We start from the raw sequence: 12,328 nt of genomic DNA, 5'->3' as shown, positions 1-12,328 counted from the left end.
GCCCCGCCCCGGACTCACCGCCCCGCCCAAGCCGCCGCAATCCGTCCCGCGAGGCGCACATTGCCCCGCACCGCCGCGAGATTGGCGCTCAGCGAGGCACCCTCCGTACGCCGCACCAGCTGGTCCAGGAGGAACGGCGTGACCGCCTGCCCGGTGATGCCCCGCTCGGCGCACGCCTCCAACGCCTCGGCGAGCACGCGCGCGTGGAGCGCGGGATCGAGCTGCTCCGCCTCCGGCACGGGGTTCGCCACCAGAAGCGCGGACTCCGGGCCGCCGACCGCGTCCTGCGCCCCCATCACCGCCGCGACCTCCTCCGGAGTCCGCAGGGTCCAGTCCACCGGATGACCGGAGTCGGTGAGATAGAACCCGGGGAAACGGTCCGTCCCGTATCCGGCCACCGCCACCCCCAGCGTCTCCAGACGCTGCAGCGTCGCCGCGACGTCCAGGATCGACTTCACCCCCGCGCACACCACCGTGATACGTGTCCGCGCGAGCAGCCCCAGGTCGGCGGACTCGTCCTGGGTCACCGTCCACTCCCGGTGCACCCCGCCGAGCCCTCCCGTGGCAAACACCCGTATGCCCGCCCGAGCCGCGAGCAGCGCCGTAGCGGACACCGTCGTCGCCCCGCTCGCGCCCGCGGCGACCGCGAGGGCCAGGTCGCGGTGGCCCAGCTTGCGGACGCCGTCCTCGTTCGCGACCCGCTCCAACTGCTGCTTTTCCAGGCCGACATGGGGGCGCCCGTCCAGTACGGCGATCGTCGCGGGGACAGCGCCCTCCTCGCGTACGACCTCTTCGAGCTCACGCGCGACCTGCAGATTGCGCGGGCGCGGCAGCCCGTGCGCGATGATCGTCGACTCCAGGGCGACCACGGGCCGCCGGTTCGCCACAGCCGTCTGTACCTCGTCGGACACCACCAACACGGGCCTGCCTCCTGCCTGTCGGGTCTCCTCTCATCCCTGGCGACCGGCGCGCCGCGCCAAACCCTTGCGGCGCCGGGTACGGGACAGCAGCCTGGCGGCATGACGGACAACACGACACGTCTCGACCACGTCGTCCTGTGGGTGCGCGACCCCGCGGCGTCAGCCGAGTTCTACGAGAAGGTGCTGGGCCTCGAACCCCTGCGCGTCGCCGACTTCACGGCGGGCAAGGCCGCGTTCCCCTCCGTTCGGCTCAACGAGGAGACCATCTTCGACCTCGCCCCGCTCACCCTCGCCGAACGCATGGACGTCGTGCCGGACGCGGACAAGAGCGCGGGCCACCCCGTCAACCACGTCTGCCTCGCCCTCGCGGAGACCGGCTTCGAGGCACTGCGCGCCCGCCTGGAGGAGCGCGGGGTATCGGTGTCGGACATCGCGCACAACGCGTACGGGGCTCGCGGCATGGCCCGCCGCAGCTTCTACTTCCGCGACCCGGACGGGAACATCTTCGAGGCGCGGCACTACGGAGAGGAGTGAAGCGGCATAGGGGGGAGAGGTGACCCCCGCCGGAGCACCGCGGCGAGCCCCGCTAGGGTGACCGGCCATGACCACGAATGATCAAGCCGCTGCGTCCTTTGCCGTGCACATTCCGGATGCCGAGCTGGAGGCCGAGCCCCTCGACCCCGAGCAGATCGTGTCCGGCACCCCGGAGGTCACCGGCAAGGTCCTGTGGGAGTCGGCCGACGGCAAGCAGCTGCGCGGCATCTGGCAGATCACGCCCGGCGTGGTCACCGACACCGAGGCGAACGAACTCTTCGTCGTCGTCAGCGGCCGCGCCACCATCGAGGTCGAGGGCGGCGACGTGATCGAGATCGGCCCCGGCGACGCGGCCGTCCTGCGCGAGGGCGACCGTACGACGTGGACCGTGCACGAGACGCTGCGCAAGGCGTACCACATCACGCTGCCCTGACCGCGAGGCCCGAGAACGCCCGGTCCCCTAGTCAGGCGGTCTTCTTGACCGCCCTGCGGAGCGCGAGAGCCGCCATCGGCAGCAGTACGCAGACCCCGATGAGGTTGAGCCAGCCGTAGCTCGCCCGCGCGACGATCAGGCCGGCCGCCGCGCCGCCGATGCCCGCCGCCGTGTTCATGGTCAGGTCCGAGAGGCCTTGCACGGCGGCGCGCGCGGGCTGCGGGACCGAGTCGGTGAGCAGCGCGGAGCCCGACACCAGGCCCGCGGACCAGCCGAGGCCGAGCACGAAGAGACCGGCGGCCGTCTGGCCGTGGCTGGGCCCCGCCGTACCGGCGAGGAGTGCGGCGCAGCACAGCAGCCCGACCGCGAGTCCGATCACGGAGAGCCGCCCGAACCGGTCGGAGAGCCAGCCCATCACCGGCGACAGCGCGTACATGCCCGCGATGTGGCCGCTGATGACCAGGCCGACCAGTTGCAGGCTCGCCCCGTGGTGCCCCAGGTCGACCGGGGTCATGACCATGATCGAGACCATCACGGTGTGCGACGCGGCCACCGTCACCAGGGCGAGCCGGGCCATCGGGGACGCGGCCACCGCGGTGACACCGGCCCGCAGGGAGCGGCTCTGCGCGGAGTGGTTCTCCTGCGGGGCGAGCGCGCGGGCGGTGAGCAGCGGGTCGGGACGCAGCAGCACCGCCACCACCAGACCGGCGACGGCGAAGATCCCGGCGGCGAAGAGGAAGGGACCCGCCGCCTCGGGTATGGAGGTGCCGGCGAAGGCGCGGCTCGTGGGCGCGGCGATGTTCGGGCCGAGGACCGAGCCGATGGTGGTGGCCCAGATGACCAGGGAGATGGCACGGCCGCGCCGGTCGGGCTCGGCGAGGTCGGCCGCCGCGAAGCGGGCCTGCAGGTTGGCCGAGGAACCCGCCCCGAAGCCGGCCATGCCGAGCAGCAGCAGGGGGAAACTCTCGACGACCGCGGCAAGGACCACGAGCCCCGCACCCAGCGCGCCGATCAGATACGCGAGGACCAGGCCGGGCCGCCGTCCGCGCGACGTCATCAGGGCGGCGAGCGGCAGCGAGAGCAGCGCCGTCCCGGCCACGGACGCGGTGGGCGCGAGACCGGACAGTGCCTCCGTCCCGCTCACCTCGGTCGCCAGCATCGGCGCGAGGGCGATGCCGATGGGTACCCCGAGCCCGCCCAGTATCTGACTGGAGACCAGCACCGCGGTGGTCCGGCGGCGCAGCGCGGGCAGCGCTTCCGGCGCGGGTATGTCAGGAGCGTCGAGGGTCGAAGTCACTGACGCAGTGTGCCAGGACGCTCGAACGCGGGAAACAGGGATTTCACAGCTGACCCGCAAGGTGCGCGAGCACGGTGCCGGAGCCTCAGAACAGCGGTTGTGGCAGGACCCCCTCCAGCGCGAGGAGCCGGCGCTTGGTCTCGACGCCGCCGCCGAAACCGCCGATGCCGCCGTCGCTCTCGACCACCCGGTGGCACGGCACCACGACCGGCAGCGGGTTGGCGCCCATCGCCATGCCGACGGCCTGGGCCGCGCCGGGCTGGCCCACGCGGCGCGCGAGGTCTCCGTACCCCACGACGGCGCCGTACGGAACGGTGGTCAGCTCGCGCAGGACCTGGCGGTTGAAGCCGGAGATCAGCGACCAGTCGAGCGGCAGCTCGAAGTCGTGCCGCTCGCCCGCGAAGTACGCCGAGAGCTGGCGCACCGGCTCGGCGAGCAGCGGGGACCCGGGATCCTCGACCGGCTCGGCCCCCAGCCGGGAGCCGAGCCGCTCGACCGCCTTGTCGCGTATCTCGTCCGTGGCGTGGAAGACGACGCTGACCAGGCCTTCGTCGGTCGCGGCGAGCAGCAGCGGGCCGATGTCGCTCGCGACGACGGCCCACACCACCTGCCGCGACCCGTCCCGACCCGGCCGGCCCTGCCCGTGCTGCCCGTTGGCGTTCATGTGGACCACCGTACGACCGGGCACTGACAACGCCGCCCGCGCCGGAGCGGCGTCAGCCGGAGATGGCCTTGCGCACGACGTCGGGCGTGTTCGTGATGATGCCGTCCACCCCGAAGCCGGCCACGCGCTTGGCGGCGGCCGCGTCGTTCACGGTCCACGTGAAGATCTCCAGGCGCTTGCGGTGCGGACCCTTGAGCGCGTGGATCGCGGAGACGTAGTCGGCGGAGATGGAGCCGTGCGTCGAGTTGATCTGGTCGGAGAACTTGGCGTACTCGGGCAGATCGGCGACCGCGGGCGTGCCGAGGAAGCCGGTCTTGATGTCGGGCCGCAGCTTGTGGACCTTCTTGACGCTGTCCGCGCTGAAGCTCTGGATGACCAGCTTGCTCCGGACGTGGTGCTTGTCCAGCCAGCCCGTCTTGCGCAGGATGTCGAGGCCCTGCTTCTCGATGCCCGGGTACAGCTCGGGCTTCTTGAACTCGAAGACGAGCTTCTGGTGGTTGCGCGAGACGCGGTTCATGTACTGCTTCAGCGTCGGCACCCGCTGGCCCGCGTACTTCGGGCTGAACCAACTGCCCGCGTCCAGCCGGGCGATCTCCGCCGCGGTGAAGTCCGCGACCTTCCACGGCGCGCGGTCGGGGTAGAGCTCCTCGACGTTCGTCGTCCGCTTCAGGTTGTCGTCGTGCATGATCACGAGCTCGCCGTCCTTGGTGCGCTGGACGTCGTTCTCGACCCACCGGAACCCCATGTCAGCCGCCTTGTCGATGGCTGCGAAAGTGTTCTCGGGCGCGTAGGCGGAAGCGCCCCGGTGCGCGACGACCAGCGGGGTGTCGTGCAAGGCGGACGCCTGAGCGGGGGTCCGCGTGGACGTCTGCGCCGACTTCTGGTCGGCGGCGTGAGCGGAGGCGGAAGGGAGAGCCAGTGCACCGGCTCCAAGAAGAGTGGCAGTGGTGGCAGCGGCAACGCGTGCGTACAACGGTGACTCCTCGCGATGTTCGGGCACGGACCGGATGAGAGTGACAGTCCACGGCCAACGCGAGACAGGTGCAGGATGGCCACAGGTTGAACGGAGACAGCCGGGACTCTTTCCCGGAAAATCGTTCGCAAGTTCCGGAGTGAGCTTTACTCTCTGCGTCAGCCCATGGCCTGTCAGTACGGGGTCGGCTGGGGCCACTTGGGGGCAATCCCGGGCATTCGGTTACAACGGGCGGAAGGGCTACCGCGCATGCAGGGCACGGTCGACGGATTCAGCTATGGACTTGTCACGCCGGTGGCGGCGTACCTCATGGCCTGTCTCGGCGGAGCGCTCGGCCTTCGCTGCACCACCAGGTCGCTCCTTGTCGCGCACTCCTGGCGGCCCGGCTGGCTCGCGCTCGGGTCGGCGGCGATCGGGTCCGGCATCTGGACCATGCACTTCATCGCGATGATGGGCTTCACCGTCGACGAGGCCCCGATCCACTACGACAAGGCGCTGACCTTCGCGAGCCTCGCCGTGGCCATCGTCATGGTGGGCATCGGGATCTTCATCGTGGGGTACCGCGGCGCCACCGGGACGGCCCTGTTCACCGGCGGGACGATCACCGGTCTGGGCGTCGCCTCGATGCACTATCTGGGAATGGCCGGTATGCGTCTGCGCGGGACGCTGGAGTACAACACCCTCACGGTCTCCGCGTCCGTCGTGATCGCCGTCGTGGCCGCCTCCGCGGCCCTCTGGGCGGCCGCGCAGGTCAGGGGTTTCCTCTGGAGCCTGGGCGCGAGCCTCGTCATGGGTCTCGCCGTCAGCGGCATGCACTACACCGGGATGGCCGCCCTCAAGGTCCATCTGCACGGCTCGTCCGCCGCGCCCGCCGGGGGAGACTCGCCCGCCGAGCTGCTCGCGCCGATGATGGTCGGGCCGCTCGCCTTCCTGCTCCTCGCGGGGGTGATCGTGATGTTCGACCCGCTGATGGTGATGGGGAAGGCCGAGCTCCAGAACGCCGCGCAGGGGCAGCACCCCCCGTATCCCGTCCCTCGCTCGGGCGACCGCCATGCCCCGCGGGCGGGCCGCAGGCCCCCGCAGCGACCCGGCCCGAGGACCCCGCAGAACTGGTGATCCGGCGCCGTTGTCAGTGGGGGGTCGTACGGTTGGTTCCATGCGGCCCGTATCCAAGATCGAACGCACGGTGGCACCTTTCGAGGTCGTCAGCAACTACCAGCCAAGCGGCGACCAGCCGGCGGCCATCGCCGACCTGGAGCGGCGCATCAACGCAGGTGAGAAGGACGTCGTCCTGCTCGGCGCGACCGGCACCGGCAAGTCGGCCACCACCGCGTGGATGATCGAGAAGCTCCAGCGCCCCACCCTCGTGATGGCGCCGAACAAGACGCTGGCCGCCCAGCTGGCCAACGAGTTCCGAGAGCTCCTGCCGAACAACGCGGTCGAGTACTTCGTCTCGTACTACGACTACTACCAGCCCGAGGCGTACGTCCCGCAGTCGGACACGTACATCGAGAAGGACTCCTCGATCAACGAGGAGGTCGAGCGCCTGCGCCACTCCGCGACGAACTCGCTGCTCACCCGGCGTGACGTGATCGTGGTCGCCTCCGTCTCCTGCATCTACGGCCTCGGCACCCCGCAGGAGTACGTCGACCGGATGGTGTCGCTCAAGGTCGGCGACGAGATCGACCGCGACCAGCTCCTGCGCCGCTTCGTCGACATCCAGTACACGCGCAACGACCTGGCCTTCGCCCGCGGCACCTTCCGGGTGCGCGGCGACACCATCGAGATCTTCCCGGTCTATGAAGAGCTGGCCGTGCGCATCGAGATGTTCGGCGACGAGATCGAGGCGCTCTCCACGCTGCACCCGCTCACCGGCGAGGTCATCAGCGACGACGACCATCTGTACGTCTTCCCGGCCTCGCATTATGTGGCGGGCCCGGAGCGCCTGGAGAAGGCCGTCACCGGCATCGAGAAGGAGCTCGCCGAGCGCCTCACCGAGCTGGAGAAGCAGGGCAAGATGCTGGAGGCCCAGCGCCTTCGCATGCGCACGACGTACGACCTGGAGATGCTCCGCCAGATCGGCTCCTGCTCCGGCGTCGAGAACTACTCGATGCACTTCGACGACCGCGAGCCCGGCACCGCCCCGAACACCCTCCTCGACTACTTCCCCGAGGACTTCCTCCTCGTCATCGATGAGTCGCACGTCACGGTCCCGCAGATCGGCGCGATGTACGAAGGGGACGCGTCCCGCAAGCGCACCCTGGTGGACCACGGCTTCCGGCTGCCGTCCGCGCTGGACAACCGCCCGCTGAAGTGGGAGGAGTTCCTCGGCCGCATCGGCCAGACGGTCTACCTCTCCGCGACCCCCGGGAAGTACGAGCTCTCGCGCGGCGACGGCTTCGTCGAGCAGATCATCCGCCCCACCGGCCTCATCGACCCGGAGGTCGTGGTCAAGCCCACCGAGGGGCAGATCGACGACCTGGTGCACGAGATCCGCACGCGCACCGAGAAGGACGAGCGCGTCCTGGTCACCACGCTCACCAAGAAGATGGCCGAGGACCTCACCGACTACTTCCTGGAGCTGGGCATCCAGGTCCGCTATCTGCACAGCGACGTCGACACCCTGCGCCGCGTCGAGCTCCTGCGCGAGCTGCGCGCCGGTGAGTACGACGTCCTGGTCGGCATCAACCTCCTGCGTGAGGGACTCGACCTGCCCGAGGTCTCCCTGGTCGCCATCCTCGACGCCGACAAGCAGGGCTTCCTGCGCTCCGGCACCTCCCTGATCCAGACCATCGGCCGCGCGGCGCGAAACGTCTCCGGGCAGGTCCATATGTACGCGGACAAGGTCACCCCCGCGATGGAGCAGGCCATCGAGGAGACCAACCGCCGCCGCGAGAAGCAGATCGCGTACAACAAGGAGAAGGGGATCGACCCCCAGCCGCTGCGCAAGAAGATCAACGACATCGTGTCGGCGATCGCGCGCGAGGAGGTCGACACGGAGCAGCTCCTCGGCACCGACTACCGCAAGGGGAAGGGGGCCGACGCGAAGACAGCCGCCAAGGCGCCGGTGCCCGCGCTCGGCGGCAAGGCGGGCAAGGCGGCCAAGGGCAAGTCCGCCGAGAAGGTGCCCACCGACCGTCCCGCTGCCGAACTGGCGGAACAGATCGAGGAGATGACCGCCCGGATGCGCGCGGCCGCCGCGGACCTCCAGTTCGAGATCGCCGCACGGCTGCGTGACGAGGTGTCAGAGATGAAGAAGGAGCTCAGGCAGATGAGGGAGGCGGGGCAGGCGTAGGCGTACTGCCTGGTGTGTTGCAAGACCGACACAAAGTGCTGCCCGCGGTGCGGCACTGTCAGTGCCTCTGCATAAGGTGCTGGGCAACCGCACAGACCGGCGGTTGCCCAGGCAGTTCGAGAGGGGACAGCGCGTGACGGTCAACATGACCAAGGGTCAGGCCATCAGCCTGCAGAAGGACGACGGGGGCGCCCTGACCGCGGTGCGCATGGGACTCGGCTGGCAAGCGGCCCCGAGGCGGGGCCTGTTCGGCACGCGCACGCGTGAGGTCGACCTGGACGCGTCGGCGGTCCTGTTCGCCGACAAGCAGCCGGTGGACGTCGTGTTCTTCCGTCACCTCGTCAGTGACGACGGCTCCGTGCGGCACACCGGCGACAACCTGGTGGGCGGTGTCGGCCAGGGCGGGGACGACGAGGCGATCCTCGTCGACCTGCAGCGCATCCCGGTCCACATCGACCAGATCGTCTTCACGGTGAACTCCTTCACGGGCCAGACGTTCCAGGAGGTGCAGAACGCGTTCTGCCGCCTGGTCGACGAGACCAACGGCCAGGAGCTCGCCCGGTACACACTCGACGGCGGCGGTCAGTACACCGCGCAGATCATGGCGAAGGTCCACCGCGCGGGCACGGGCTGGCAGATGACGGCCATCGGCAATCCCGCCAACGGCCGCACGTTCCAGGACCTGATGCCGTCGATCCTGCCGCACCTGTAGAACACGCGGCACCAACAAGTTCAAAGGGCACGAGGGGGACGAAGGCGATGACGGCCGAGCTGGTCCGGGGGCAGAACCACCCGCTTCCCGAGACCCGTCTGGAGATCCGGGTCTCGATCGGCAAGCCGATCGTGGCGGGGGTCACGCTCAGCGACGAGCAGGGCAAGGTGCGCGGCACGGACTGGGTGGCCCACCCCGGCTCGCCCACGCTGCCCGGGCTCGAAGTGCCCAGGCAGGCGGCCGCCGACCACCGCCTCGCGGTGGATCTCGACGCCGTCCCGGACGCGGTGCACCGGGTCAACGTCCTGCTCGCGCTGCCCGTCGGCGTCGGGGGACCGGTCCGCTTCGGCTCCCTCGCCGCCCCCTTCGTGGCCGTCACCGCGCTGGACGGCTCCGAGGTCGCCAGCTACACCATCACCGACCTGGACGCCGAGTCCGCCGTCGTCGCCCTGGAGCTCTACCGCAGGCAGGACGCCTGGAAGGTGCGCGCCGTCGGCCAGGGGTACGCGGGCGGCCTCGCCGACATGCTCACCGACCAGGGCCTCCCGCAGGCCCATGAACTGGCGGGCTCCATCAACGAAGCGGTGGCGCAGGGCCTGGCCCGTTCGGTGGCCGCGCCGCCGCCACGCTCCACCGACGAGGCCCGGGTGCGGACGACGGGGCAGACCGCCGCATCCGGCCCGGCAGCGCCTGGGCCGGGCCCGGACAGCGCCGCGTCCCCGCAGCAGCCTGCCCCGGCGCACCAGCCGGGTGACACGAGCGCCCCCACGGGCGGTCCGGTCAACTACACCCACCCCGGCCGCCAGACCAGCGCACCGCCGCCGCCCTCACCGGCTGCGGCCCCGGCCGAACCGGGCCGGGCCGCCCAGCCCGTGGCGGGCGACGCGACCGGCTGGTCCATGGAGGAGCGCCTCTACAACCAGGTGTGGGGCATGTTCGAGGACCTGGCCCGCTCCACGGCCGCGTATCGCAGTGCCGTCGACTTCGCCGAGTCACGCATGGACCAGGAGCTCGACAAGGTCCTCTCCGACCCGCGCAGCCGCATCGGCAACACCGGGGACCTCGCGCGCGAGGCCGCCCGCACCAAGCACGGCCTCCTCGTCGACCGGGCGAGGGAAGCCCTCGACCGCGACCTGGATCAGCTCGCCGCCGAGTCCGAGGTCGTCGAGCCGGCCCTGCCCCTGGCGTTCGCCGGCTGGGACAGCCCGGTCTGGCACGCGTACCGCACCCCGATGGAGATCCCCATGGCACTGCGCCTGGGTGACCTGCATCTGCCCGAGCGCCCCGACCTGCGCATTCCGCTGCTTGTCCGGCTGCCCCTGGAGCGCGGCCTGTGGATTGACAGCGGCCGCTCGTCGGGCACGGACTCCCTGGCCGACACGGACCAGCTGCGCCGCCTCGCCATGGACAGCGCGGTCGCGCACGCCGCGCGGCTCCTCGCGGTCTATCCCGTGGGTGAGTTTACGGTGCACGTCATCGACGCCGCGGGCTCCGCGGCCGGCGCGCTCTCCCCGCTGGTGGCGGCGGGCGTGCTCGACGCAGCCCCGGCCGCCGGTGCGGCGGGCGTCTCCGCCGTGCTCGCCAAGCTCACCCAGCGCGTGGACCTGGTGCAGATGGCCATCCGCGCGGGCGCCGCCGACGCGCTGCCGCCGGACCTGGACACCGCCGAGCAGCTCCTGATCGTCAACGACTTCCCGCACGGCTTCGACGACCGCGCGGTGACCCAGCTCCGCTATCTCGCGGACGAGGGCCCGGCGGTGGGCGTGCACCTGATGCTGGTCGCCGACCGCGAGGACGCCGCGGAGTACGGCCCGCTGCTCGACCCCCTCTGGCGGGCCCTCATGCGCCTGACCCCGGTGGCCGACGACCACCTCGCCGACCCCTGGGTCGGTCACGCGTGGACGTACGAACCGCCGATGGCGCCGCCCGGAAGCCGGGTGATCGAGCAGGTCCTGAACCAGGTCGCGCACGCCCGGCGCACAGGCGGCCGCTGACACGGGCGGACACTGACGCCCCGGTGACCCCAGCAGGCCACCCAAGCCACCAGGCCACACAGGACACCCAGGCAACTCAGGTCACCTGAGCCACTGACGGTAAAGCGACATTAGACAGGTTCTGACCTGGCCTTTTGGCTTCAGTTTGGATTCTCCTTTACCAACCCTTGGTGTTTCGCGTACTCTTCTTGCAGCGGAGGGGAGTACTCCCGAACGCGACGTGCCCGTCAATACGGATCGCCATCGATCCCGGGGCGTCGGCCCGCGGGGCGGTGAGCCGCCTCGGGTGGAAGAGACCTCCGGCAGCGACGACGCTGATCAGTAGCCGTACGACGCCGGAGGCGCAGTGGACGTTTCAATGACCCTTTGGGTGCTGACCATTCTTGGTCTGATCGCCCTGATCGCGGTCGACTTCTTCATCGGCCGCAAGCCGCACGACGTATCGATCAAGGAAGCCGGAATCTGGACGGTCGTCTGGATCGTGCTGGCCGCGCTCTTCGGAGTGGGCCTGCTGATCTGGGGCGGTGGCCAGCCGGCCGGTGAGTTCTTCGCGGGCTTCATCACCGAGAAGTCGCTGAGTGTCGACAACCTCTTCGTCTTCATCCTGATCATGGCGAAGTTCTCGGTGCCCACCCACCTCCAGCAGCGGGTGCTGCTGTTCGGTGTGCTGATCGCACTGGTCCTGCGAGCGGTCTTCATCGCCGCCGGCGCCGCGGTCATCGCCAACTTCTCGTGGGTCTTCTACATCTTCGGCGCGTTCCTGATCTACACCGCCTGGAAGCTCATCCAGGAGGCGCGCGCAGATGATGACGAAGAGGAGTGGGAGGAGAACCGCCTCCTGAAGGCCGCCGAGAAGAGGTTCGGCGTCGCCGACCAGTACCACGGCACCAAGCTCTTCATCAAGAAGAACGGCAAGAAGATCATGACGCCGCTCATGATCGTCATGCTCGCCATCGGCACCACCGACATCCTCTTCGCGATGGACTCGATCCCCGCGATCTTCGGCCTCACCCAGGACCCGTACATCGTCTTCACGGCGAACGCCTTCGCCCTGATGGGTCTGCGCCAGCTGTACTTCCTCATCGGCGGACTGCTCAAGAAGCTGGTCCACCTCAGCTACGGCCTCTCGGTCATCCTGGGCTTCATCGGAGTGAAGCTGGTCCTGCACGCCCTGCACGAGAACGGCGTGCACGTCCCCGAGATCTCCATCCCGGTCTCGCTCGGCGTCATCTGCGGTGTCCTGGTCATCACCACGATCACCAGCCTCATCGCCTCCAAGAAGCAGGCCGAGAAGGACGCGGCCGAGGGCAAGGACGCGGCCGACGAGTCCCCGAAGGACAGCATCGAGGCCTGACGGCTTCAAAGAGAGAGCTTCAACGAGCTCCAAAGAGCTTCAAAGGGAGTGGCCCGCGGGGCCTCGCCGCGGGGCCCACCCCGTTGGGCGCGCGGGCGGCGCCGGCGCCCCGGGGGGGCGCGGAACAGAAGTAGAGGGGGCCCGGGGCCCCG

Annotated in this window: 11 protein-coding genes; 7 read left to right on the top strand and 4 right to left on the bottom strand. The window is 70.1% G+C overall.

Going from position 1 to position 12,328, the window contains the following annotated elements; translation table 11 throughout:
* Positions 1–14: 14 nt before the first annotated feature.
* A complete protein-coding gene (locus ACWFRU_RS00175) occupies positions 15–920 on the bottom strand; it encodes a pseudouridine-5'-phosphate glycosidase (RefSeq protein WP_453683507.1) in 906 nt (301 codons plus the stop codon).
* A 99-nt stretch (positions 921–1,019) separates the two neighbouring features.
* On the opposite strand from ACWFRU_RS00175, the gene ACWFRU_RS00170 reads away from it, so the two are divergent.
* Positions 1,020–1,454 (top strand): VOC family protein, encoded by a 435-nt coding sequence (locus ACWFRU_RS00170; protein ID WP_453683506.1) that lies wholly within the window; start codon positions 1,020–1,022, stop codon positions 1,452–1,454.
* A 67-nt stretch (positions 1,455–1,521) separates the two neighbouring features.
* Positions 1,522–1,887: a cupin domain-containing protein gene (locus tag ACWFRU_RS00165; RefSeq protein WP_453683505.1), complete on the top strand. Its 366-nt coding sequence runs from the start codon at positions 1,522–1,524 to the stop codon at positions 1,885–1,887.
* Positions 1,888–1,918: 31 nt separating this feature from the next.
* Here ACWFRU_RS00165 and ACWFRU_RS00160 read toward each other — a convergent pair whose 3' ends face one another.
* From ACWFRU_RS00160 to ACWFRU_RS00150, 3 genes are all read right to left on the bottom strand, one after another.
* Entirely contained in the window at positions 1,919–3,184 is a 1,266-nt protein-coding gene (locus ACWFRU_RS00160; protein WP_453683504.1) for an MFS transporter, read from the bottom strand.
* Positions 3,185–3,269: 85 nt separating this feature from the next.
* Positions 3,270–3,848 carry a methylated-DNA--[protein]-cysteine S-methyltransferase gene (locus ACWFRU_RS00155; RefSeq protein WP_453683503.1) on the bottom strand — a complete coding sequence of 193 codons (579 nt, stop codon included), beginning with the start codon at positions 3,846–3,848 and terminating at the stop codon, positions 3,270–3,272.
* Positions 3,849–3,900: 52 nt separating this feature from the next.
* On the bottom strand, positions 3,901–4,821 hold the full coding sequence (locus ACWFRU_RS00150) for a glycerophosphodiester phosphodiesterase (protein ID WP_453683502.1): 921 nt from the start codon (positions 4,819–4,821) through the stop codon (positions 3,901–3,903).
* Positions 4,822–5,070: 249 nt separating this feature from the next.
* Between ACWFRU_RS00150 and ACWFRU_RS00145 the strand changes: the two genes are divergently transcribed.
* From ACWFRU_RS00145 to ACWFRU_RS00125, 5 genes are all read left to right on the top strand, one after another.
* A complete protein-coding gene (locus ACWFRU_RS00145; protein ID WP_453683501.1) occupies positions 5,071–5,937 on the top strand; it encodes an MHYT domain-containing protein in 867 nt (288 codons plus the stop codon).
* A gap of 40 nt (positions 5,938–5,977) precedes the next feature.
* Complete coding sequence (uvrB, locus tag ACWFRU_RS00140) at positions 5,978–8,116, top strand: excinuclease ABC subunit UvrB (protein WP_453683500.1); 2,139 nt, start codon at positions 5,978–5,980, stop codon at positions 8,114–8,116.
* Positions 8,117–8,249: 133 nt separating this feature from the next.
* A complete protein-coding gene (locus ACWFRU_RS00135; RefSeq protein WP_363208074.1) occupies positions 8,250–8,828 on the top strand; it encodes a TerD family protein in 579 nt (192 codons plus the stop codon).
* 47 nt (positions 8,829–8,875) lie between these two features.
* Positions 8,876–10,822 carry a TerD family protein gene (locus ACWFRU_RS00130; RefSeq protein WP_453683499.1) on the top strand — a complete coding sequence of 649 codons (1,947 nt, stop codon included), beginning with the start codon at positions 8,876–8,878 and terminating at the stop codon, positions 10,820–10,822.
* 346 nt (positions 10,823–11,168) lie between these two features.
* Positions 11,169–12,176 carry a TerC family protein gene (locus ACWFRU_RS00125; RefSeq protein WP_453683498.1) on the top strand — a complete coding sequence of 336 codons (1,008 nt, stop codon included), beginning with the start codon at positions 11,169–11,171 and terminating at the stop codon, positions 12,174–12,176.
* Positions 12,177–12,328 lie beyond the last annotated feature (152 nt).

Source organism: Streptomyces sp. NPDC055099 (assembly GCF_053607685.1).
This window is presented reverse-complemented; position numbering and strand designations above follow the sequence as displayed.